The organism is Pseudomonas sp. NMI542_15 (assembly GCF_021283425.1).
GTDB classification, from domain to species: Bacteria; Pseudomonadota; Gammaproteobacteria; order Pseudomonadales; family Pseudomonadaceae; genus Aquipseudomonas; species Aquipseudomonas fortuita.
Map to the genome: position 1 here is coordinate 21,857 of NZ_JAJSRO010000006.1, position 23,565 is coordinate 45,421.

Genomic DNA, 23,565 nt, shown 5'->3' on the forward strand with positions numbered 1-23,565 from the left:
ACCCCGTGACCTCAAGCATTTTCTGGCACGACTACGAAACCACCGGCATCAACCCGCGTTGCGACCGGCCGCTGCAGGTGGCCGGCGTGCGCACCGATTTCGACCTTAACGAAATCGATGAGCCGATCAGCCTTTATTGCCGGCCTTCCGATGACATCCTGCCACACCCGGCGGCTTGCCTGGTGACTGGCATTACCCCGCAGTTGCTGGCCGAGCAAGGCCTGTGCGAGGCCGAGTTCATGACCCGGGTGCATGCGCAACTGGCACACCCGGGCACCTGTGGTGCTGGCTACAACACCCTGCGTTTTGACGATGAAGTGACCCGCTACAGTTTGTACCGAAACTTTTTCGACCCCTATGCCCGGGAGTGGCAGGGCGGCAACAGCCGCTGGGACCTGATCGATATCGTGCGAACCGCCTACGCGTTGCGCCCTGACGGTATTCAATGGCCGCAACAGGATGGGCGCACCAGCCTGCGCCTGGAACTGTTGAGCAAAGCCAATGGCATTGACCATGGGCATGCCCACGAAGCGCTTTCCGACGTGCGGGCAACCATTGCGCTGGCCCGTCTGATTCGGCAGAAACAACCCAAGTTGTATGAGTGGCTCTTCCAGTTGCGCAGCAAGCATAAAGTGATGGAGCAGATCCGTTTGTTGCAGCCACTGGTGCACATATCCGGGCGCTTTTCGGCGGCGCGTAATTACCTGGGTGTCGTACTGCCATTAGCGTGGCACCCACGTAATCGCAATGCGCTGATCGTCTGCGACTTGCATCAGGAACCCCTACCGTTACTAAGGGAAAGTGCCGAGGTTCTACGCCAGCGCTTGTATACCCGTCATGAAGCACTGGCCGAGGGTGAATTACCGGTGCCGCTCAAACTGGTACAGATCAATCGCTGCCCGGTACTGGCGCCACTGTCGGTATTGCGCCCGGCCGACCAACAACGATTAGGCCTGGACTTGACGTTGTTACAATTGCGCGGCGAACAGTTGGCTAATCAACAGGCGCAATGGCAAGACAAGCTGGCGCACATCTACGGCAAGGAAGACTTCACCCCGACAGAAGACCCGGAACAACAGTTGTATGACGGTTTTGTAGGGGACCGAGACCGCCGCTTATGTGAGCAAGTGCGTATGCTGGAACCCGCGCAGTTGGGCCGTGGGCAGTGGATGTTCGATGACCCGCGTTTACCGGAATTGCTGTTCCGCTATCGGGCGCGCAACTTCCCCGAAACCTTGACCAGCGAAGAGCGTCAGCGCTGGTATGGCTTTTGTCAGCAGCGCCTGAGCGACCCGCAGTGGGGGGCGCCCAATACGCTGGGCGACTTCGAACAGGCGCGTCAAAAAGCCTGGGAAGGCGCTGACGAGGCTGGGCGGCGTGTGCTGGAAGCTTGGCAACTGCACGCCCGGCAACTGCAGGAACAATTTGCAATTGGCTGACAGCGGGGCAACAAAAACGCCGGCAATGTGCCGGCGTTTTTGTTGCGACAAGCAAAAGGCAAATGCGGACAATCAGTCCAGCAGGGTTGCCCAGCTCTCAACCACATCACCACCCCAAGTGGCTTTCCACTCTTTCAGGGTTTTGTGGTTGCCGCCTTTGGTTTCGATGACTTCACCGTTGTGCGGGTTTTTGTATTGCTTGACCTTGCGCGCACGTTTGGTGGCAGTAGTCTTGACCGCACCGCGAGGTGCCTTGCTCAGTTTCGATTCTGGGTCGAGCAGGGCAATCACGTCGCGCAACGACTTGGAGTACTCGCCCATCAGAGTGCGCAGTTTGCCTTCGAACTCCAGTTCTTTTTTGAGCTTGTCATCCTGCGACAGGTTGGCCAGGCGGGCCTGAAGTTCCTTGATGGCTTCTTCGGTAGCGCGGTACTCGTTGATCAGGGACATGGAGTGTTCCTTAATGCGTGTTCAGAAATGTGTGGAGCAATAATAGACAGGCGATAGTCGCAAGTAAACATGATATTGGGCGATTAACTGTTAATTAAGCTGTGACAATATTTCTCTACGTGAACAAAAATTTACTTAAAAACCCTGTTTTTCCACGTGTCTGTCAGGCAATGCCTGCGCTGTGTATGGCGACCGGCATACGCCATCGTGGCTGCGATCAATACTGCGTTTTTTCTGGCGTGCCGCTAGAATAGGCGCCTTTGCGAAGTTCTGGAGTCTCATTCATGCGCACCTATCGTCTGGTGATCGCCTGCCCCGACCGTGTCGGCATCGTGGCGAAAGTCAGTAATTTCCTGGCCTTGTACAATGGCTGGATCAACGAAGCCAGTCACCACTCTGACGAGCAGAGCGGTTGGTTCTTCATGCGCCATGAGATCCGCGCCGAATCCCTGCCGTTCGGTATCGAAGCCTTCCGCGAGGCGTTTGCGCCGATCGCCGAAGAGTTCTCCATGACCTGGCGCATTACCGACTCGGCGCAGAAAAAGCGTGTGGTTCTGATGGCCAGCCGAGAGTCGCACTGCCTGGCCGACCTGCTGCACCGCTGGCACACTGATGAACTGGACTGCGAGATCCCTTGCGTGATTTCCAACCACGACGACCTGCGCAGCATGGTCGAGTGGCACGGCATTCCTTTCTTCCACGTGCCGGTTGACCCCAAGGACAAGGCCCCGGCCTTTGCCGAAGTGTCGCGCCTGGTTCAGGAGCACGCCGCCGATGTGGTGGTGCTGGCCCGTTACATGCAAATCCTGCCGCCGCAACTGTGCCGGGACTTTGCTGAAAAAGTGATCAACATCCACCACAGCTTCCTGCCGTCGTTCGTCGGTGCCAAGCCTTACCACCAAGCCGCCCTGCGTGGCGTGAAACTGATCGGCGCGACCTGCCACTACGTCACCGAAGAACTGGACGCCGGCCCGATCATCGAGCAGGACGTGGTGCGTGTCAGCCATGCCGACAGCATCGAGGACATGGTCCGCTTTGGCCGTGATGTAGAGAAGATGGTGCTGGCCCGCGGCCTGCGTTATCACCTGGAAGACCGGGTGCTGGTGCATGGCAACAAGACTGTCGTTTTCGATTGATGATGCAGGGGCGCAAAGCGCCCCTGCAATCTTGAAAGGAACACTGATGGCCACACAACGCAACACCCCCAATGCCTCACCACCTCCCACTCTCGGCGAAGGTTGCCTGGCCCGCTACGACCCCGAAGCCCTGGATGATACTGACGGCACCGACTTCCCCGGCGCTGCCGAACTCTGGCAACAGCTCAACCCGCCTGACGCCGCCAGCGCTCCAGCAACGGACGCGCCAGCAGGCACACGAACACCGGCCCACCCGCCAGCAGATAAAAGTAGTAGGTAACCGCCCGCCATATCAGGATGGCCGCGGCGGCGGTAGAGCCGCCCACCCATGGCGTCAGCAGGCTGGCCGAGGTCAGCTCGGCGGCACCGGCGCCGCCTGGCAGCAGGCTGAGCTGGCCGGCGCTGAGCGACAGCATCTGCACCAGAAAACTGGGGATCCAGGCCAGGTCCACCCCCAATCCCCTCAAGACAAGGTACAACACGCTGTAGCGCAGACCCCAGTGTGCACAGGTCAAGGTGAACACCAGGCTCAGTGTGCGCTTGGGCAGCTGCCAGGTTTGCGTCAGCGCTTGCACGAAGTGCAACAGCTTGCGCGCCCAGCGACGTTTGCGCTGCTGGCTCATGCCCAGGCGCCGCAGCAGCCTGCCGTTCAAGCGCATGACCTGACGGCGATAGCGTAGTAGCCCGACCACCCCGGCCAGTGCTGTGCACAGTAGCAGCGCACTGCCCAACAACATGCTTTCCTGGCTGCGGCCCAGGCTGTGGAACAGCGCGTAGCCAGCTATTGCCAGCATGGCGCAGAAGAAGAACACCAGATCGTTCAACTGGTCCATGGCGAATACAGCGCCGCTGCGTGCCGCGCTGATGCGGTCACGTGCCAGGAGGGCCATCAGGGTCAAGGGCCCGCCGCTGCCACCGGGGGTGGTGCAGATGGCAAATTCGGTGGCCATTATCACGCCCAGGCTACGCAGGGGCCCAAGCCTGGCTCCCTGCTGGCCGAGCAACAGGCGCAAGCGAATGGCGTTGATGGCCCAGCACAGCAGAATCATGCCCAGCAGGGTGAGCATCAGCACAGGATCGAAGCGTTGTAGCCTCGGCAGCAGCTCGCTGCCACCGAGCAGGATCGGCACGAGCACCGCCGCCAGCAGTGTCAGGCCCAGCCAGGCCAGGCGGTTCATGCGCTTGCCTTGCGGTCCAGCCAGGCCGACTTGGTCAGGGGCTCGCGGCCTTGAGCCAGCAAGCTGCGCAAGGTGTTCAGCCAGTAGTCCCGGGATGAACGGTGGCGCATGTCCACCGGGTGCAGGCCCAGGCGCAGGGTCTCGGCATTGCGCCACCGGTGGCATTGCCAGTCGCACAGCACCCTGGAAAGCCCTCGGCGCCACGCGCTGCGGGCACTCCACACCAGCCCCGGGGCTTCGATCGCGGTGAAGTCCGGCAAGCGGTACAGGTGCTGCGGCGTGCTGGTGTAGCGCAGGGGAAGGCGGCGCAGGGCCTGGCGGGTGCCTTCGCTCATCAGCCAGGCCGGCGCTACAAAGCCTGCTACAGGCCAGCCTTGCTGGTGGAACAGTGCCAGGCCGCGCTCCAGCCGTTGCAGGGCCTGCTGCTGGTCCAGGCCGTAGAATTCACCTTCGTGGGTGTAGATACGGCGCATGAAGTAGTCGCCGGGTGTGCGGGGCGGTGGGCTGTTGTCGGCATGGTAGTAGCCGTGCAAGGCCAGTTCATCGCCCTGGGCCAGGCGCCGGTCAAGGAGGCGGCAGAAGGTGGGCGAACGCAGCAGCAGGTTGCGCTGGTGAAAGTCTGGCACCACAAGCCAGGTCATGGGGACGCCGCCGAGGGTGTCGACGGCTTCGACGAAGGGTTGATAGTCTGGCCAGGTCTCGGGCGCGACGTCATGCAGCACCAGCATCAGGCTGCGCGACGCCGGCCATGCCTCAGCCATGGGCGCGCACCTGCAGTGGGTGGCCGAGCACCGCGTGGTAGTGCTGCAGGAGGCCGCACACCACGTTGTCCCATGAATAATGCTGCTCCACATGGCGGCGCGCCTGCGCCCCGAGTATACGTACGCCGGCCTCGAACGCCTCGCGCACGGCTGCCGCCATGGCGTGGCCATCATTGGCGCGGCACAGGCGGCCGCACTGTTCGTTGACGATTTCACTGAAGGCACCGGCGCGTACAGCCACCACCGGGATGGCGCTGGCCATCGCTTCAAGAATGACCAGGCCAAAGGTTTCCTGGTCCCCGGCGTGCACCAGCAAGTCGGCGCTGGCCAGCAGCCGGGCAACTTCCGGCGCGGGGCAGAAGTGGTCGATCACGCTGACGTTGCGCGGCACATTGGCCGGCATGTTCGAACCCACCAGCAGCAGGTGGTAGGGGCTACCCAGCTGCTGCATGCAGTCGAGCAGCACTGGCAGGTTCTTTTCCCGCGAGCCGCGGCCGGCATAGATCAGCAGGCGGCTGGTGTCAGCGATGCCCAGTTGCGCGCGCAGGTGCGGGTCGCGCTGGTCTGGGTTGAAGGTGGCCAGGTCCACCCCCAGGCGCTGCACATGCACATCGCGTACACCCAGGCGGCGCAGTTTGTCGGCCATGACCTGGCTGGGCGCCAGCACCCGGTCGAAATTGCCGTACAGCTTGCTGACGTAGGCCTCGACATTGGGCGTGAACCAGTTGCCCATGCGGTTGCTGACCAACAACGGCAGGTCTGAATGATAGAAGCCGATCACTGGCACATCGAGTTGACGCCGGGCCTCCAGCGCAGCCCAGGCGGTCAGATAGGGGTCGCCGACCTCGATCAGGTCGGGCTTGAGCCGTCGCAGTTCATTGCACCAGGGGGCCAGGCGCACCGGGAAGCGGTAACCCTTGCCGAATGGCAGAGGCGGGGCGGGCACCTGATAGATGCCATCGGCGTGCTGTGCACTGGCACCGGGTATCAGCAGGCTGTGGCGTACGCCGTGAATGGCGTCGAGGCGGCGGTGTTTGGCATCAAGATAGGTTCGTACGCCGCCGCTGGCCGGGGCATAGAACATGGTGATGTCGGCGATGTGCACGATCAGCATCCCTCCAGGATCATCTTCGGGCTTGTCATCCGGCGATGACGCGCCTACAGGTTGACCTGTGTGAAGGATAGTTTGTTCGATCGGGGTTTGGCGGCCCAGGGCTGAGGGGGGTGTTGGTTTCTTTGTGGGCACGCCCGCTGCCGCAGAGACTGCACAGACCTTGAGGTTTGTGTCAGTCGTTGCGGGAGCGGGCGTGCCCGCGAAACAGTGTCTTTAGATGCGGAAACTGCCCACCAGGTGCTTCAGGCGGCCGGCCTGCTGCTCAAGGTCCGAGCAGGCGCGCAAGGTGGCTTGCAGGTTCTCCACGCCTTCCTGGTTGAGCATGTTGATCTCGTTGATGTCCATGTTGATCGCCTCGACCACGGCGGTCTGCTCTTCGGTGGCGGTGGCCACCGACTGGTTCATGCCGTCGATCTCGCTGATGCGTACGGTAACGCTGTCCAGCCGCTCACCGGCCTGGTTGGCGATCTGCACACTGTCCTGGCTGTGGCGCTGGCTTTGGTCCATGGTCTCGACCGACGCGCGGGCGCCCACCTGCAGCTCTTCGATCATGGTCTGCACTTGCTGCGCCGATTCCTGGGTACGGTGCGCCAGGTTGCGCACTTCATCGGCCACCACGGCAAAACCACGGCCGGCTTCACCGGCGCGGGCCGCTTCGATGGCGGCGTTCAGCGCCAGCAGGTTGGTTTGCTGGGAAATGCTGGTGATCACTTCGAGGATCTGGCCAATGTTGACGGTCTTGTTGTTCAGCGTCTCGATGTGACCGCTGGAGCTGACGATCAGGTCGGACAGGCGGTTCATTGCCGCAATGTTGCGCTCGACCACCTGTTGACCCTCTTCGGCCAGCAAGCGAGCCGAGCTGGCGTGCTGCGACGCCTGAGCAGCGTTGCCGGCGATTTCCTGGGCGGCGGCGCCCAGTTCGTTGATGGCGGCGGCCACGCTGTTGGTACGGTTGGACTGTTCGTCAGAATTGGTCATCGACGAGTTCGAGGCGCTGATGACACGCAGGGCCACTTCGTTGACCTGCTCGGTGGCCGAGGACACTTCGGCGATGGAGCTGTGAATACGCTCGACGAAACGGTTGAAGGCGGTGCCCAGGATGCCGAACTCGTCGTGGTTGTGAATGCGCAGGCGTTTGGTCAGGTCGCCTTCACCCTCGGCGATGTCTTCCATGGCGCGGGTCATGGTATGCAGCGGCTGCATCAGCACGCTGATCAGCAGGCCAAGCAGGCCGATGATGATCACCACCGCCACCACCGTGGCGATCACCGCCGAGGTGCGGAAAGTGCTCAGCATCGAGAAGGCCTTGTCCTTGTCCACTGACAGGCCGATGTACCAGTTGGCCGAAGGCAGGCCGGTGATCGGGGTGAAGGTCAGCAGGCGGGTCTTGCCTTCGCTCTGCACTTCGGTCAGCTCACCGGTCAGCTTTGGCGTGTGCTGCGGGAACAGGTCCGACAGCGACTTCATCACCAGGTCTTGGTCAGGGTGCACCAGGATCTTGCCCTGGTCGTTCACCAGGAAGGCGTAGCCCATGCCGCCGAAGTTCAGCGAGTTGATGATCTGCACCAGGCCGTCCAGGGCCAGGTCGCCCCCGACCACGCCGACACTGCTGGAAACCTTGCTGAGGATGCCAATGACCATCTTGTTGGTGGTCATGTCGATGTACGGTTCGGTCAGTGTCGCGCCGGTGGCGTTCATGCCGTCCTTGTACCAGGGGCGGGTGCGCGGGTCGTAGCCATCGGGCATTTTTGCGTCCGGGCGCACGCTGAAGCCGCCGTCCACCTTGCCCAGGTAAACGGTGAGGAAGCTGGAAATCAACGCATTCTGGCCCATCAGGGTTTCGGCGTTGGTTGGGTTTTGGGCAATGTTCTGTGCCAGGTTTTCCACCAGCTTAATACGGCCATCGAACAGGTTGCGGATGTTGGTCGAAGTGGAGGCGCCCATTTCAGCGAGATAGTTTTCCAGGTCCGCGCGGATCGCATTACGCTGGAGGTAATCGTTGTAGAGCGTGAACAGGCTGAAGGCGAGTATCACGATCAATGATGCTGCCAAAAGAATCTTGTGGCTGAAACGAAGGCTTTTGTTCATGGCGTAATCGGTTCCGCTAAGGTGTTATATCAGGCGTTCGCACGGGTGGAGCCGCAAAGCAGTGCAACATCCCGAAAAGTCCCTTTTCGGTTGTTCCTCTCTAATTAAGGCGAATATCACCCAAAGGTATCGGCCGAATTAAGGCAAAGCTTGAGCAGAGGATTGCAGAGATGTCGGAAACTTCGACCATAGTTGTGGGTGCTGGACCAGATGGCCAGCCAGTCGGGCAAGCGATGCGGCTGGCCAACCGCCATGGCCTGGTGGCGGGCGCGACGGGTACTGGCAAGACCGTGACCTTGCAGCACCTGGCAGAAGCGTTCAGTGACGCAGGGGTGGCCGTATTCGCGGCCGATGTCAAAGGTGACCTGTGTGGGCTGGGGGCTGCCGGCGCGCCGCAGGGCAAGGTGGCCGAACGCATCGCCGGCATGCCGTGGCTGGGGCACACGCCTCAGGCCTACCCGGTTAGCCTCTGGGACATCGCCGGGCAGTCCGGCCACCCGCTGCGCACTACCCTCAGTGAAATGGGGCCGTTGCTGCTGGGCAACCTGCTGGAACTGACCGACAGTCAGCAGGCGGCGCTGTATGCAGCTTTCAAGGTGGCCGACCGTGAGGGCCTGTTGCTGCTGGACCTCAAGGACCTCAAGGCGCTGCTCGCGCACCTGAAGGACAACCCACAATTGCTGGGGGAAGACAGTGCGCTGATGACCACGGCCTCGACCCAGGCGCTGTTGCGGCGCCTGGCGACCTTGGAGCAGCAGGGCGCCGAGGCGCTGTTCGGCGAGCCGGCATTGCAGCTCGAGGACCTGCTGCGGCCAGATTTGGATGGCCGTGGGCGCATCCACCTGCTCGACGCCAGCCGGCTGGTGCATGAGGCGCCCAAGGTGTACGCGACTTTCCTGCTGTGGCTGCTGGCCGAGCTGTTCGAGCAGTTGCCCGAGCGTGGAGATGCCGACAAGCCGGTGCTGGCCTTGTTCTTCGATGAAGCGCACTTGCTGTTCAACGGTACGCCAAAAGCGTTGCAGGACCGCCTGGAGCAGGTGGTGCGGCTGATCCGCTCCAAGGGTGTGGGGGTGTATTTCGTCACCCAGTCACCGGGTGACTTGCCGGATGCGGTGCTGGCCCAGTTGGGTTTGCGCATACAGCATGGCTTGCGGGCGTTTACCGCCAAGGAGCAGAAGTCGCTGAGGGCGGTGGCCGATGGCTTTCGCCCGAACCCGGCATTCGACACCCTGGCGGTGCTGACCGAGCTGGGGATTGGCGAGGCGTTGGTGGGTACCTTGGAGGAAAAGGGCACGCCTGCCATGGTGCAGCGGGTGCTGATTGCGCCGCCGCAGTCGCGTATCGGGCCACTGAGTGCGGCCGAGCGAGCTGCGCTGATTGCTGCTTCGCCGCTGGTGGGGCGCTATGACAAACCGGTGGACCGTGAGTCGGCCTATGAGAGGCTGACCCAGCGCAAGGGCGAGGCGTTGGAGCCGGCGCCGCAACCGAAGGTGGACGAGGAGAGCTTTGCCGACAAGGCCGGCGACTTCTTGCAAAGTGCGGCGGGGCAGGCGATCAAGTCGGCAGTGCGCCAGGCGGCCAATCAGTTGGGGCGACAGCTGGTGCGAGGGCTGATGGGATCGTTGCTGGGGGGCAAGAAAAGGTAGTTTGCCTGTACCGGCCCTATCGCCGGTACAGGAATGACTCCTGTGAAAAAGGCGCCCATGAGGCGCCTTTTTCTATTGCGGTGTCACTCAGCCAATGGCTTTGGATGCCAGCCAGAACAGGCCGGCGGCCAGGCCCATCGAAGCCGGCAGGGTCAGGACCCAGGCCAGCAGGATGGTCTTCACCGTGCCGCCTTGCAGGCCGCTCTTGTTGGCAACCATGGTGCCGGCTACACCGGACGACAGCACGTGTGTGGTCGATACCGGCAGGGCGAACACGTTGGCCATGCCGATGGCGCAGGCGGCAGTGATTTGTGCCGACATGCCTTGGGCATAGGTCATCCCCTGCTTGCCGATTTTTTCGCCAACGGTGAGTACCACACGCTTCCAGCCAACCATGGTGCCCAGGCCCAGGGCCAGGGCGACGGCCACGATCACCCAGAATGGTGCGTATTCGGTAGTGGCGGTCAGGTCTTTGCGGAGTTTTTCCAGGTCGGCCTTTTCACGGGCCTCGAGGCCCGGCAGCTTGCCGACCTTTTTCGCGGTGTCATCCAGGCACAGCAGGTAGCGGCGCACTTCAACACGTTTGTCGGCATCCAGGCTGTGGTAGTCGGTCACGCCCTGAAGCGAAGACTGCAGCGCGGCGATGGTCGGCTCGGTCTGCTGCGGGTTGCAGCTGAACTTCTCCGGCAGGTCGCTGGACTTGGCCTTGCCCAGTGCCAGGAATTCGCCCAGGGTGGCGGCGTTGCGCTGGTAGAACTGGCTCATGTGCAGGGTAGCGTCGCGGGTACGCTCGATCTGGTAGGTGGTGCTGTTCAGGTCGAGGACGAACTTGGCCGGGACAATACCGATCAGCACCAGCATGATCAGGCCGATGCCTTTCTGGCCGTCGTTGGAGCCGTGCACGAAGCTCACGCCCATGGCCGAAACCACCAGTACCATGCGGTTCCAGAATGGCGGGTGCTTCTTGTCGTCGAGTTTGCGACGCTGGTCGGGGGTTTTGTGCATCTTCGACAGCGGGCGCCACCACTTCAGGCCGATCAGCACCAGGGCCGCCACGGCAAAGCCGGCCATTGGCGAAACCACCAGCGACATGGCGATGTCGATCGCCTTCTGCCAGTTGACGCCATCACCCAACGGAATGTCGTTGATAAGGGCGTTGGCCAGGCCGACACCGAGAATGGAGCCGATCAGCGTGTGCGAACTCGAGGCCGGGATGCCAAAGTACCAGGTACCCAGGTTCCAGGTGATGGCGGCAGCCAGCAGCGAGAAGACCATGGCCAGGCCGTGTCCGGTGTTCACATTGATCAGCAGTTCTACCGGCAGAAGGTGCACGATGGCATAGGCCACCCCCACACCGCCGAGCAGAACGCCAAGGAAGTTGAACACACCGGAGAAGAACACGGCGAGGTGCGGCGGCATGGCTTTGGTGTAGATGACTGTAGCTACCGCATTGGCGGTGTCATGAAAGCCATTGATGAACTCGAAGGCGAGTACGAAGGTCAAGGCGAGCAGCAGGCTCACCAACACCCAGGCATCCAGTCCGCTGAATAAATCGATCATGAAGGTTGTCTGGCGGGTATAGGGGGGCGGGATTATGCCAGAAAACCTTGGCAATCGATGCACCTGCTACAGACCGATGGCAATCTTCATGGCGTGAGCATGGGATGCGCACTGGGGCAATCAGGCAGGAAAATGTCTGCTAAAAAGCGCAAAGCCTGGCGAAATCAGGCAAAAAAGCGAAGAAATGGCCGTTTCGCCATCATTCAAACGGTCGTATGAAATTTGTGAAAATCCATTTCATCTTCGGTCAGGCGGTAAAGATCGACCTCGCCCGGGCTGGCCGGGCGATGACGCGCTGGCATGGTCCCGGGTCAGGGATTGTCGCTGCGCAGTTCCTTTTCAATGCGTTCAAGTTCCTGGTTGAACGCCTGGTCGCGCACGCTGGCACGTTTGCGCCAGGGTTTGCGTTCCGGATCCGGTTGTGCGGCGTAAGTGGTGACTTCACCACCGTAAACATCCTTGTAACGTTCAGCCTGGCGCTCGAGTTCTGCGCGCAGTTCATCTTTCGTCACATGCAGTACCTGAATTAAGTGTGATGACGTTTGTTATGCGATGTGCAGCGTGCACATGCCTGGCTGGCCGCAACGGCTAGATACAGCGGAATAAGCCGCTGCCATGCTAGCGCCCGGGCCTGCGCAATGATTATAGCAACCGATAATTCGCCGAACATCGTTATTTACCGAACCCTGACAGCACCTGACGCAACGAGTGGCAGGGGCGGAAACAGTTCGGACGCTTCGTACAAGTTTGAAAGGCATGACGGATAAAAGTTCGCCGCAATGCCAGGGCGACGCCAGAATGAAAAACGGCCTCGCCAAGAGGCGAGGCCGTTGCCTGGGGACTTCTACGGTGGGTACCTGACCAGTCTCTCCAAAGAAGCCACAAGTGGCATGAGAAAGGTATAAGCAAACGTGTCAGCGGTCAATTGCGATTATCGGCCGTTTGTTCGATAATCGAACGAGTGGGCGTTTTTTTTTGAGGTGTGCGATGAGTGACGAAACCCTGGTCAATGATTCGGTCAATCCAGAGCCGGCGCGACCCCCATCGGCCGCCATGGCCCCGCCGATCGTGGCTTCACCGGCCAAGCGCATCCAGGCGTTTACCGGCGATCCAGACTTCATGACCTCCCTGGCACGTGGCCTGGCCGTGATCCAGGCCTTTCAGGAACGCAAGCGCCACCTGACCATCGCCCAGATCAGCCACCGCACCGAAATCCCCCGAGCCGCGGTGCGCCGTTGCCTGCACACACTGATCAAGCTGGGTTACGCCACCTCCGACGGGCGTACCTATTCGCTGCTGCCCAAAGTGCTGACGCTGGGGCACGCCTACCTGTCGTCTACGCCACTGGCGATCTCTGCCCAGCCTTATCTCGACCGTATCAGTGACCAATTGCACGAAGCCGCCAACATGGCCACCCTTGAAGGCGACGACATTCTTTATATAGCCCGTTCGGCCACGGTGGAGCGGCTGATATCGGTCGACCTGTCGGTGGGCGGGCGCCTGCCGGCCTACTGCACATCCATGGGGCGCATCCTGCTGGCGGCCATGGACGACACCAGCCTGCGTGAATACCTGGAGCGTGCCGACCTGAAGGCGCGTACCAGCCGTACCTTGCATGACCCCGAGTCACTGTTCGCCTGCATCCAGCAGGTACGCGCCCAAGGCTGGTGCGTGGTGGACCAGGAGCTGGAGCAGGGGCTGCGTTCGATTGCCGTGCCGATCTACGATGCATCGGGGCAAGTGTTGGCGGCGTTGAACGTGAGCACCCATGTGGGGCGGGTGACACGCAGTGAGCTGGAACAGCGCTTCCTGCCGATCCTGCTGGCGGCCAGCCGGGACCTTTGCCATCAGTTGTTTGGCTGAGATTGAAGGGGGCCGCGGAGCGCCCCCCTTTGACATTTAGAACAGGCAAAACGGTTTCTTGTGCGATAAACGCACAGTGTCGCTCCGGGCGAATTGCGCCACCGCCGCCCGCTGATTAATGTCTCTCGCAACGGTCGGCCATGCCGACCGAACAAAAAATACAAGAGGCACTTACCATGAATACTGTCCACTTGCTGCTGCGGCCGCACCCGCACGCAGTACCCTTGTATCCAGGCTGACGCAGGCCATATTCCCCCAATCATCGTCCTCTGTGCCGGTTGCCCGTGTGCAGTGGTCTGGCTGTGCCCAACATTCTGGACAACAACAATGAACCAAGCGCAAAACAACGTCGGCAAAAGCCTCGACGTTCAGTCGTTCATCAATCAGCAGCCGCTTTCCCGCTACCAGTGGCGGGTCGTGTTGCTGTGCTTCCTGATCGTCTTCCTCGATGGCCTGGACACTGCCGCCATGGGCTTCATCGCCCCGGCGCTGTCGCAGGAGTGGGGCATCGACCGGGCGAGCCTTGGCCCGGTGATGAGCGCCGCATTGATCGGTATGGTGTTCGGTGCCCTGGGCTCCGGGCCGTTGGCTGACCGCTTCGGCCGTAAAGGCGTGCTGGTGGGCGCGGTGCTGGTGTTTGGCGGTTTCAGCCTGGCCTCAGCCTATGCCACCAACGTCGACCAGTTGCTGGTACTGCGCTTCCTGACCGGCCTGGGTCTGGGTGCCGGTATGCCCAATGCAACCACACTGCTGTCCGAATACACCCCCGAGCGCCTCAAATCGCTGCTGGTGACCAGCATGTTCTGCGGCTTCAACCTGGGCATGGCCGGTGGTGGCTTCATTTCCGCCAAGATGATCCCGGCCTATGGCTGGCACAGCCTGCTGGTAATCGGCGGCGTGCTGCCACTGCTGCTGGCGCTGGTGTTGATGGTCTGGCTGCCGGAATCGGCGCGGTTCCTGGTGGTGCGCAACAGGGGTACCGACAAGATACGCAAGACCCTTTCGCCCATTGCGCCGCAGGTGGTGGCCGAGGCGGGCAGCTTCAGCGTGCCAGAGCAAAAGGCCGTAGCCGCCCGCAGCGTCTTTGCGCTGATCTTCTCCGGCACTTATGGCCTGGGCACCATGCTGCTGTGGCTGACCTACTTCATGGGCCTGGTGATCGTCTACCTGCTGACCAGCTGGTTGCCAACCCTGATGCGTGACAGCGGCGCGAGCATGGAGCAGGCCGCATTTATCGGCGCGCTGTTCCAGTTTGGCGGCGTGCTGAGTGCCGTGGGTGTGGGCTGGGCCATGGACCGCTACAACCCGCACAAGGTGATCGGCATTTTCTACCTGCTGGCCGGGGTGTTTGCATACGCCGTGGGGCAGAGCCTGGGCAACATCACCGTGTTGGCCACCTTGGTGCTGATTGCCGGTATGTGCGTGAACGGCGCGCAATCGGCAATGCCATCGTTGGCAGCACGCTTCTACCCGACCCAGGGCCGTGCCACGGGTGTATCGTGGATGCTGGGTATCGGCCGCTTTGGTGCAATTCTGGGGGCCTGGAGCGGCGCTACGCTGTTGGGCCTGGGCTGGAACTTCGAACAGGTACTGACGGCGTTGCTGGTGCCAGCGGCACTGGCGACCGTAGGTGTGATCGTGAAGGGGCTGGTAAGCCACGCCGACGCGACCTGAATAGCGAGGGGGCGCGTGCAGCGCTCCCAGCAGGTAGATAGGTAGCAGCGTAACAAATGGTTCGATAATCGCACGGATAGTCGATTATCGGATTGTAAGCCTACCGTCAGTCTCCTTAATCTGGGCTCATCGAAGCACCCTGACCAGTAGCCTCCACACGTACCGCCGCGGCCCATGGCCAGTGGCAGGAGAAGCCTAATGCGCGACGTATTTATCTGTGACGCCATCCGCACCCCCATCGGCCGCTTCGGCGGCGCGCTGGCGAGTGTGCGTGCCGACGACCTGGCCGCCGTGCCACTCAAAGCGCTGATCGAGCGCAACCCTGCCGTGCAGTGGGACCAGGTTGATGAAGTGTTCTTCGGCTGCGCCAACCAGGCCGGTGAAGACAACCGCAACGTGGCGCGTATGGCGCTGCTGCTGGCCGGCCTGCCGGAAAGCATCCCGGGTGTCACCCTGAACCGCCTGTGCGCGTCGGGCATGGATGCCATTGGTACCGCCTTCCGCGCTATTGCAAGCGGCGAAATGGAGCTGGTGATTGCTGGCGGTGTCGAGTCGATGTCGCGCGCACCGTTCGTCATGGGCAAGGCTGAAAGCGGCTATTCGCGCAACATGAAGCTTGAAGACACCACCATCGGCTGGCGTTTCATCAACCCTCTGATGAAGAGCCAGTACGGTGTGGACTCCATGCCGGAAACGGCCGATAACGTCGCCGACGACTACCAGGTTTCGCGCGCTGACCAGGACGCTTTCGCCCTGCGCAGCCAGCAGAAGGCTGCAGCGGCCCAGGCTGCTGGCTTCTTCGCCGAAGAGATCGTCCCGGTGCGCATTGCGCACAAGAAGGGCGAAACCATCGTGGAGCGTGACGAGCACCTGCGTCCGGAAACCACGCTGGAGGCGCTGACCAAGCTCAAGCCGGTCAATGGCCCGGACAAGACAGTCACCGCTGGCAACGCCTCGGGCGTGAACGACGGTGCTGCGGCGCTGATCCTGGCGTCGGCGGAAGCCGTGAAGAAGCACGGCCTGACCCCGCGCGCCCGCGTGCTGGGCATGGCCAGCGGCGGTGTTGCACCACGTGTGATGGGCATTGGCCCGGTGCCAGCGGTGTGTAAGCTGACCGAGCGCCTGGGGGTGGCGGTGAGTGATTTCGACGTGATCGAGCTCAACGAAGCCTTTGCCAGCCAAGGCCTGGCGGTGCTGCGTGAGCTGGGTGTGGACGACGATGCACCGCAGGTGAACCCTAATGGCGGCGCGATCGCTCTGGGGCACCCGCTGGGCATGAGCGGTGCGCGCCTGGTGCTGACTGCGCTGCATCAGCTGGAGAAAAGTGGCGGGCGCAAGGGCCTGGCGACCATGTGTGTAGGTGTCGGCCAAGGTCTGGCGCTGGCCATCGAGCGGGTTTGACCTGTACCGGCCCTATCGCGGGCAAGCCCGCTCCTACAAGGAACCACGCTCTCCCTGTAGGAGCGGGCTTGCCCGCGATAGGGCCGGTAGCTTCGACATAAGGCCAATTGCCAGCCAGATAGCGGAACGAGTGTGTTACCAGGTATGTCTAGACTTACCTAGTACCCTCCAGGAGTAAACCCGTCATGACCTCAACCTATTACACCGGCGAAGAACGCAGCAAGCGCATCTTCGCTATCGTCGGTGCCTCATCAGGCAACCTGGTGGAATGGTTCGACTTCTACGTCTACGCCTTCTGCGCAATCTACTTCGCCCCGGCTTTTTTCCCCTCCGACGACCCGACCGTGCAGTTGTTGAACACGGCCGGCGTGTTCGCCGCAGGTTTTTTGATGCGCCCCATCGGTGGCTGGATCTTCGGCCGCCTCGCTGACCGACATGGTCGCAAGAATTCGCTAATGATCTCGGTGCTGATGATGTGCTTCGGCTCTTTGATGATCGCCTGCCTGCCCACCTATGGCAGCATTGGCACCTGGGCGCCAGCGTTGCTGTTGCTGGCCCGCCTGATCCAGGGCTTGTCGGTGGGGGGGGAATACGGCACCACGGCCACTTACATGAGTGAAGTGGCCCTTCGTGGCCAGCGCGGCTTTTTTGCTTCGTTCCAGTACGTCACCCTGATTGGCGGCCAGTTGCTGGCGGTGCTGGTGGTGGTCATCCTGCAACAGCTGCTGACCGAAGACGAACTGCGGGCCTGGGGCTGGCGCATTCCGTTCGTGGTGGGGGCCATTGCCGCTCTTATCTCGCTGATGTTGCGCCGTTCGCTGCACGAAACCAGCAGCGCCGAAACCCGCAATGACAAGGATGCAGGCTCGATCGGTGGCCTGTTCCGCAACCATGCAGCGGCCTTCATTACCGTGCTTGGCTACACCGCTGGTGGCTCGCTGATCTTCTACACCTTCACCACCTACATGCAGAAGTACCTGGTCAACACCGCTGGCATGACGGCGAAAAACGCCAGCTACGTGATGACCGGCGCGCTGTTCCTGTTCATGGTGCTGCAGCCGTTCTTCGGCATGCTGTCCGACCGCATCGGCCGGCGCAATTCGATGCTGCTGTTCGGCGCCCTCGGTACCCTGTGCACTGTACCGCTGCTGATGGCGCTGAAAACCGTCACCAGCCCGTTCATGGCCTTCGTACTGATCAGCCTGGCATTGTGTATCGTCAGCTTCTACACCTCGATCAGCGGCCTGGTGAAGGCGGAGATGTTCCCGCCACAGGTGCGTGCACTGGGTGTGGGCCTGGCCTATGCAGTCGCCAACGCGGCATTCGGCGGCTCTGCCGAGTACGTGGCCCTGGGCCTGAAGACCCTGGGTATGGAAAACACTTTCTACTGGTACGTGACGGCCATGATGGCAATTGCCTTCCTGTTCAGCCTGCGCCTGCCCAAGCAGGCCGCGTACCTGCACCACGATGACTAAGGACGTGGCATGACCAACCAACTGTTCGACGCCTACTTCACCGCGCCGGCCATGCGTGAGATTTTCTCCGACCGTGGCCGCCTGCAGGGCATGCTCGATTTCGAAGCCGCACTGGCCCGTGCCGAAGCCGCTGCCGGGCTGGTCCCGCACAGCGCCGTGGCTGCCATCGAAGCGGCATGCCAGGCCGAGCGCTATGACGTTGGTGCGCTAGCCAATGCCATCGCTACCGCTGGCAACTCGGCAATCCCGCTGGTGAAGGCGTTGGGCAAGGTGATTGCCAGTGGCGTGCCCGAGGCCGAGCGCTATGTGCACTTGGGCGCCACCAGCCAGGATGCGATGGACACCGGGTTGGTCCTGCAGTTGCGCGATGCCCTCGACCTGATCGAAGCCGACCTGGGTAAACTGGCCGATACCCTGTCGCAGCAGGCCTTGAAGCATGCTGATACGCCGTTGGTAGGTCGCACCTGGTTGCAACATGCCACCCCGGTGACCCTGGGCATGAAACTGGCCGGCGTGCTGGGTGCATTGACCCGTCACCGCCACCGCCTGCGGGAACTGCGCCCGCGTTTGCTGGTGCTGCAGTTTGGCGGCGCGTCGGGCAGCCTGGCCGCCTTGGGCAGCAAGGCGATGCCGGTGGCCGAGGCCCTGGCCGAGCAGCTGAAGCTGACCCTGCCTGAACAACCCTGGCACACCCAGCGTGATCGCCTGGTGGAGTTTGCCTCGGTGCTGGGCCTGGTGGCCGGCAGCCTGGGCAAGTTCGGCCGCGATATCAGCTTGCTGATGCAAACCGAGGCGGGGGAGGTGTTCGAGCCTTCTGCGCCGGGCAAGGGCGGCTCTTCGACCATGCCGCACAAGCGCAACCCGGTGGGCGCTGCGGTGCTGATTGGTGCGGCTACCCGTGTGCCGGGGCTGGTGTCGACGCTGTTCGCTGCCATGCCCCAAGAACATGAGCGCAGCCTGGGCCTGTGGCATGCAGAATGGGAAACCCTCCCGGATATCTGCTGCCTGGTCTCCGGCGCGCTGCGCCAGGCCCAGGTCATTGCCGAGGGCATGGAAGTGGACGCAGCGCGCATGCGCCGTAACCTCGACCTGACCCAAGGGCTGGTGCTGGCAGAAGCGGTGAGTATTGTGCTTGCCCAGCGCCTGGGCCGCGACCGTGCCCACCACCTGCTCGAACAATGCTGCCAGCGCGCGGTGGCCGAGCAGCGCCACTTGCGTGCTGTGCTGGGTGACGAACCGCAGGTCAGTGCCGAGCTGTCTGCCGAAGAACTTGATCGCCTGCTCGACCCTGCCCACTACCTGGGCCAGGCCCGCGTCTGGGTGGCGCGCGCCGTATCCGAACATCAACATTTCACTGCCTGAAGGAGACTGCTGTGGCGCATTTGCAACTGGCCGATGGCGTTTTGAACTACCAGATCGATGGCCCGGAAAACGCCCCGGTGCTGGTCCTGTCCAACTCGCTGGGCACCGACCTGGGCATGTGGGACACCCAGATTCCCTTGTGGAGCCAGCACTTTCGTGTACTGCGCTACGACACCCGTGGCCACGGTGCCTCGTTGGTCACGGAAGGCCCCTACAGCATCGAGCAATTGGGTCGTGACGTGCTGGCGCTGCTTGACGGCCTGGACATTCAGAAAGCGCACTTTGTCGGCCTGTCGATGGGTGGCCTGATTGGCCAGTGGCTGGGCATCAACGCCGGCCAGCGCCTGCACAGCCTGACCCTGTGCAACACCGCCGCCAAGATCGCCAGTGACGAGGTGTGGAACCCCCGTATCGACACCGTGCTCAAGGGTGGCCAGCAGGCCATGGTTGACCTGCGCGATGGCTCTATCGCCCGCTGGTTCACCCCAGGCTTTGTCCAGGCCCAGCCTGAGCAAGCCCAGCGCATTTGCCAGATGCTGGCGCAAACCAGCCCGCAAGGTTATGCCGCCAACTGCGCAGCGGTGCGTGATGCCGATTACCGTGAACAACTGGGCCGCATCCAGGTGCCCGCGCTGATCGTTGCCGGTACACAAGACGTGGTCACCACCCCTGAGCATGGCCGCTTCATGCAGGCCGGTATCCAAGGTGCCGAGTACGTAGACTTCCCGGCAGCGCACCTGTCCAACGTCGAAATCGGGGAGGCGTTCAGCCGCCGTGTGCTCGACTTCCTGCTGGCTCACTGAGGAAAACGCCATGGATGAGAAACAACGTTACGACGCCGGCATGCAAGTGCGCCGTGCGGTGCTTGGCGATGCCCACGTGGACCGCAGCCTGGAAAAGCTCAATGACTTCAATGGCGAGTTCCAGGAGATGATCACCCGCCACGCCTGGGGTGATATCTGGACCCGCCCGGGCCTGCCCCGTCACACCCGCAGCCTGATCACCATTGCCATGCTGATCGGCATGAACCGTAACGATGAGCTGAAACTGCACCTGCGCGCGGCGGCCAACAATGGCGTGACCCGTGACGAGATCAAGGAAGTGCTGATGCAGAGTGCCATCTATTGCGGCATTCCGGCAGCCAACGCCACGTTCCACCTGGCTGAGTCGGTGTGGGATGAACTGGGTGTCGAGTCTCGACAGCAGTAATACCTGCGCTGGCCCTATCGCCGGCAAGCCAGCTCCCACGGGGAATGCACTGCCCTCAGGCCTGATGCAATCCCTGTGGGAGCTGGCTTGCCGGCGATAGGGCCATCCAATGCTTACATAACCGTGTTCTTCTAACGCATGGCTACCGGGCCTGCGTTGTTTTCTACGGCCTGTTTCAGGTTCGGGCACAGGCCCAGCATGAACGCGGCTTCTGCCACCACGAACAGTGGCCCGATGATCAGGCCGCTGATATCGTCGACAAATGCAGGTTTGCGGCCTTCGTAGTAATGGCCGACGAACTGGATGATCCAACCCGCCACGAATGCCGCCAGGCCGGTGCTGAGCCACAGCGTAGTTGTCTGCACGGCCAGCACCTGGCCGACCCACAGGCACAGGCCCAGCAGCAACCCCATCACCAGGCCGAACCGCAGGTCCAGGCGCAGGTAGAACCACACCGAGGCCGCCGCTGCCAGCAGGGCAGGGGACAACCACATGCCAGCCACCTCCCCGCCAGGGCGTGACAGCAGGATGGTGACTGCCAGCACGATCAGCGGGATGCCGACGAAGTGGGTGGCAATGTTGCGTGGGTCGCGGTGGTAGCTGGCGTATTGGCTCAGGTGGTCGACGAGGGTTTTCATTGTTGTGCCTCCCTGGTGTGCCTGATCTAGGTGTATTGCCAGTGCCGGCCCTTTCGCGGGTGAACCCGCTCCCACAGGGATCCACGAAACCCTGTGGGAGCGGGTTCACCCGCGAAAGGGCCGGCCTTGGCAACCCATATAGCTCAGGATAGCCCGCAGCCACCACTATCATCAGCTCAGCGAATGGCAGCAGCCCGCACTGGCGTATCCAGCCCCACCAGTGTCTCGATCATCGCCCGCGCCGCCGGCGACAACCGGTAACCGCTTCGGCTGACCACCCCGCAACGCACGCTCAGTACCTCCAGCGCCGGCGGCAGGTTGCGCCAGTGCAGGCGCACCAGGGTGCCAGCCGCAAGGTCATCGGCCACGGCCTCCTCGCTGGCCGTGCCGATAGCGTTGCTGGCCTGCACCACGCTGCGCAGTATGGCCAGGTGCTCGGTTTGCAGGTGCGGGATGAAATCGCTGCGCCCACTCAGGTTGGCCAGGCGCTTGCGCACGCCGGGGGCGAGCAGGGCGCTGGCCAGTGGATAGCTGAACAGGTCGTTGGTCGAGAGGCTGTCCTTGGCCAGTAATGGGTGCCCCGGGCGGCAGAAAAACAGGCCGGGGCGTGGCGACAGGGGCTCGGTATGGAAGTTGGGGTCGGCTTCGAACGGTCGGATATCGTCGACGAAAAACTCGATCTGTTCGCGGCGCAGGGCCTGGCCCAGGCGTTCGGCATTGTCCACCAGCAGCGAGGTGCGGATGCCGGGGTGGTGCTCGATGAAGTGGCGCAAGGCGTCGGGAACCAGGCGTACCGCCAGCGCCGGGCCACTGCCGAAATGCAGCTCGCCGGCGTCAAGCTTGGTCATTTGCAGCACTTCGTTACTCAGTTGTGCTGCGCCCTGCACCAAGCGGCGGGCGTGTTGCAGCACCACCAGGCCCTCGGGGGTTGGCAGCAGCGCCTTGCTCGCGCGGTCTACCAGCGGGCAGCCAAACGTGTGTTCCAGGCTCTGGATGGCGCGGCTGAAGGCGGGTTGAGTGATGCCCATGGCCTCGGCGGCACGGACGAAACTGCGGTATTCGGTAAGGGCAATGAAGTAGCGCAGCTGGCGGAGGTCCATGTCACGGCTCTGGGGCGGGGATCAGGGCCCTATTCAAGCTGTTACAGCTTATGTCGTCCAAGAAGGTTTATGGATTTGATTATTTCTTTTGGTTATTTCAAAGGGCCTTTGGCCTCTTCGCGGGCACGCCCGCTCCCACAGGAGCAGCACAGCATCTGAAAGCTGTGCCGGTCCTGTGGGAGCGGGCGTGCCCGCGAAGCATTCAAAGGAGATTCAGCGGGTAACTCACAATCAGCCGGTTCTCATCAAAGGCGTTGGTGCTGAAGTCCCGGCGCATGGTGGAGTTGCGCCATTTCACCGACAGGTCCTTGAAGCTGCCTGACTGCACCACATAGGCCAGTTCGGTCTCGCGAGCCCATTCCTTGCCGTCATCCACGCTGCCCACCGTGACGTTTTCACCCTTGATATAGCGGTTCATCAGGGTCAGCCCAGGCACGCCAACGGTTGCGAAGTTGAAGTCATGGCGCAGCTGCCAGGAGCGCTCCTTGGCGTTGTCGAAGCTGGAGTTGTAGCTATCGTTGGCCAGGGTGCCGCCACTGGTACCGTTGACCCGCATCCAGGCATCGTCGCCGCTGACCTTCTGCAGGCCCACGTAGAAGGTGTGGCCCTGGTAGCGCGCCGAAAGCATGGCGGAGGCGGTGCGGTTGTCCAGCTTGCCGGCGCGCTCTGCGCCGTCTTCCTTGCCGATGAAGTAGCCCAGGTTGGCGCCCAGGGTCCAGTCGCCGAGCGGCTGGCTGTGGGTCAGATTGAGGTATTGCTGGTGGTAGATGTCTTTGAGCTGGGCATCCCACAGGCCGATCATGGTGCGCTTGTCGTTGAAGGTGTACTCGCCGCCGCCGAAGTTGAAACGATCGGAGGTGAACGCACCTTTGCCGTTCATCGACATGTCTTCCATGCTGGCGTCGTTGCGCGGGCTATTGCCGCGGAACTGGCCGGCGTACAGCGTCAGGCCGGCTATTTCCTTGGAGGTCAGCTGGCCACCGCGGAAGGTCTGCGGCAGCGAGCGCCCATCGTCCGAGCGCAGGATGGGTAACACCGGCATCCATTCACCGACTTTCAGCTCGGTTTCGGACAGCTTGGCTTTCAGTGCCACACCCAGGCGGCCAAAGTCATCGGCCGGGCGGCCGTCGTCATGCACGGGCAGCAGTTGAGTGTTGGTGGTGCCTTTGCCGCCGTCGAGCTTCACCGAGTACAGGCCCAGCACGTCCACCCCGAACCCGACGGTGCCTTGGGTGAAGCCGGAGCGGGCGTCGAGAATGAAGCTTTGCGTCCATTCTTCGGCCTTGCCCTGCGGGTGGGCCGGGTCGACGAAGTTGCGGTTGATGTAGAAGTTGCGCAGGTTGAGGGTGGCCTTGGCGTCCTCCATGAAACCACCTTCGTTGGCGGCGAACACGGGGAGGGCGCAGGACATGGCCAACAGGCCGGGCAGCAGCTGGCGTGCGGGTTGCAAAGTGCTCATCTGTCGTGGATC

General features: G+C 62.2%; 20 protein-coding genes and 1 pseudogene. 10 read left to right on the forward strand and 11 right to left on the reverse strand.

Annotated elements, in window-relative coordinates; all coding sequences use genetic code 11:
* Window positions 1–5: 5 nt before the first annotated feature.
* The gene (gene sbcB / locus LU684_RS11470) at window positions 6–1,439 is read left to right on the forward strand and encodes an exodeoxyribonuclease I (RefSeq protein ID WP_023049235.1); all 1,434 of its coding nucleotides are present in this window, start codon (window positions 6–8) and stop codon (window positions 1,437–1,439) included.
* A 72-nt stretch (window positions 1,440–1,511) separates the two neighbouring features.
* Here sbcB and mvaT read toward each other — a convergent pair whose 3' ends face one another.
* Window positions 1,512–1,889, reverse strand: a complete 378-nt coding sequence (gene mvaT, locus LU684_RS11475; protein WP_012273998.1) for a histone-like nucleoid-structuring protein MvaT — start codon at window positions 1,887–1,889, stop codon at window positions 1,512–1,514.
* Between the two features lie 284 nt (window positions 1,890–2,173).
* On the opposite strand from mvaT, the gene purU reads away from it, so the two are divergent.
* Window positions 2,174–3,025 (forward strand): formyltetrahydrofolate deformylase, encoded by an 852-nt coding sequence (gene purU / locus LU684_RS11480; protein ID WP_016488894.1) that lies wholly within the window; start codon window positions 2,174–2,176, stop codon window positions 3,023–3,025.
* Window positions 3,026–3,210: 185 nt separating this feature from the next.
* Here purU and LU684_RS11490 read toward each other — a convergent pair whose 3' ends face one another.
* From LU684_RS11490 to LU684_RS30730, 5 genes and pseudogenes are all read right to left on the reverse strand, one after another.
* Complete coding sequence (locus LU684_RS11490; RefSeq protein ID WP_016488893.1) at window positions 3,211–4,203, reverse strand: lysylphosphatidylglycerol synthase transmembrane domain-containing protein; 993 nt, start codon at window positions 4,201–4,203, stop codon at window positions 3,211–3,213.
* Window positions 4,200–4,964 (reverse strand): DUF2334 domain-containing protein, encoded by a 765-nt coding sequence (locus LU684_RS11495; RefSeq protein WP_016488892.1) that lies wholly within the window; start codon window positions 4,962–4,964, stop codon window positions 4,200–4,202. Before LU684_RS11495 ends, LU684_RS11490 begins: the two co-directional genes overlap by 4 nt.
* Complete coding sequence (locus tag LU684_RS11500; RefSeq protein ID WP_232894656.1) at window positions 4,957–6,078, reverse strand: glycosyltransferase family 4 protein; 1,122 nt, start codon at window positions 6,076–6,078, stop codon at window positions 4,957–4,959. Before LU684_RS11500 ends, LU684_RS11495 begins: the two co-directional genes overlap by 8 nt.
* Before the next feature lie 213 nt (window positions 6,079–6,291).
* Complete coding sequence (locus LU684_RS30725; protein WP_371262295.1) at window positions 6,292–7,056, reverse strand: methyl-accepting chemotaxis protein; 765 nt, start codon at window positions 7,054–7,056, stop codon at window positions 6,292–6,294.
* A gap of 93 nt (window positions 7,057–7,149) precedes the next feature.
* Window positions 7,150–8,166, reverse strand: a pseudogene (locus LU684_RS30730) (cache domain-containing protein); the annotation flags it as partial.
* A gap of 170 nt (window positions 8,167–8,336) precedes the next feature.
* Here LU684_RS30730 and LU684_RS11510 point away from each other — a divergent pair.
* A complete protein-coding gene (locus tag LU684_RS11510; protein ID WP_023048374.1) occupies window positions 8,337–9,812 on the forward strand; it encodes a helicase HerA-like domain-containing protein in 1,476 nt (491 codons plus the stop codon).
* A gap of 87 nt (window positions 9,813–9,899) precedes the next feature.
* Here LU684_RS11510 and LU684_RS11515 read toward each other — a convergent pair whose 3' ends face one another.
* Together LU684_RS11515 and LU684_RS11520 are read right to left on the reverse strand one after the other, a co-directional pair.
* On the reverse strand, window positions 9,900–11,372 hold the full coding sequence (locus LU684_RS11515; RefSeq protein WP_024717454.1) for an inorganic phosphate transporter: 1,473 nt from the start codon (window positions 11,370–11,372) through the stop codon (window positions 9,900–9,902).
* 311 nt (window positions 11,373–11,683) lie between these two features.
* Complete coding sequence (locus tag LU684_RS11520; protein WP_016488886.1) at window positions 11,684–11,884, reverse strand: hypothetical protein; 201 nt, start codon at window positions 11,882–11,884, stop codon at window positions 11,684–11,686.
* Between the two features lie 475 nt (window positions 11,885–12,359).
* Here LU684_RS11520 and pcaR point away from each other — a divergent pair, with 475 nt between their 5' ends.
* From pcaR to pcaC, 7 genes are all read left to right on the forward strand, one after another.
* A complete protein-coding gene (gene pcaR, locus LU684_RS11525) occupies window positions 12,360–13,235 on the forward strand; it encodes a pca regulon transcriptional regulator PcaR (RefSeq protein ID WP_016488885.1) in 876 nt (291 codons plus the stop codon).
* A 327-nt stretch (window positions 13,236–13,562) separates the two neighbouring features.
* Window positions 13,563–14,909, forward strand: a complete 1,347-nt coding sequence (locus LU684_RS11530; protein ID WP_016488884.1) for an MFS transporter — start codon at window positions 13,563–13,565, stop codon at window positions 14,907–14,909.
* Between the two features lie 198 nt (window positions 14,910–15,107).
* Entirely contained in the window at window positions 15,108–16,310 is a 1,203-nt protein-coding gene (gene pcaF / locus LU684_RS11535) for a 3-oxoadipyl-CoA thiolase (protein WP_232894659.1), read from the forward strand.
* A gap of 185 nt (window positions 16,311–16,495) precedes the next feature.
* Window positions 16,496–17,785, forward strand: a complete 1,290-nt coding sequence (locus LU684_RS11540) for an MFS family transporter (protein ID WP_016488882.1) — start codon at window positions 16,496–16,498, stop codon at window positions 17,783–17,785.
* A gap of 9 nt (window positions 17,786–17,794) precedes the next feature.
* Complete coding sequence (locus LU684_RS11545) at window positions 17,795–19,147, forward strand: 3-carboxy-cis,cis-muconate cycloisomerase (RefSeq protein WP_232894660.1); 1,353 nt, start codon at window positions 17,795–17,797, stop codon at window positions 19,145–19,147.
* Between the two features lie 11 nt (window positions 19,148–19,158).
* Window positions 19,159–19,950, forward strand: a complete 792-nt coding sequence (pcaD, locus tag LU684_RS11550; protein ID WP_016488880.1) for a 3-oxoadipate enol-lactonase — start codon at window positions 19,159–19,161, stop codon at window positions 19,948–19,950.
* A gap of 10 nt (window positions 19,951–19,960) precedes the next feature.
* Window positions 19,961–20,356 carry a 4-carboxymuconolactone decarboxylase gene (gene pcaC / locus LU684_RS11555; protein WP_016488879.1) on the forward strand — a complete coding sequence of 132 codons (396 nt, stop codon included), beginning with the start codon at window positions 19,961–19,963 and terminating at the stop codon, window positions 20,354–20,356.
* 131 nt (window positions 20,357–20,487) lie between these two features.
* Here the strand turns inward: pcaC and LU684_RS11560 are convergent, their stop codons facing one another.
* The 3 genes from LU684_RS11560 to LU684_RS11570 all read right to left on the reverse strand — a co-directional run bounded on the left by LU684_RS11560 (window position 20,488) and on the right by LU684_RS11570 (window position 23,553).
* The gene (locus LU684_RS11560; RefSeq protein ID WP_016488878.1) at window positions 20,488–20,994 is read right to left on the reverse strand and encodes an Mpo1 family 2-hydroxy fatty acid dioxygenase; all 507 of its coding nucleotides are present in this window, start codon (window positions 20,992–20,994) and stop codon (window positions 20,488–20,490) included.
* A gap of 176 nt (window positions 20,995–21,170) precedes the next feature.
* Window positions 21,171–22,094, reverse strand: a complete 924-nt coding sequence (locus LU684_RS11565; RefSeq protein WP_016488877.1) for a LysR family transcriptional regulator — start codon at window positions 22,092–22,094, stop codon at window positions 21,171–21,173.
* A gap of 202 nt (window positions 22,095–22,296) precedes the next feature.
* The gene (locus LU684_RS11570; RefSeq protein WP_016488876.1) at window positions 22,297–23,553 is read right to left on the reverse strand and encodes an OprD family porin; all 1,257 of its coding nucleotides are present in this window, start codon (window positions 23,551–23,553) and stop codon (window positions 22,297–22,299) included.
* Between the last annotated feature and the right edge of the window lie 12 nt (window positions 23,554–23,565).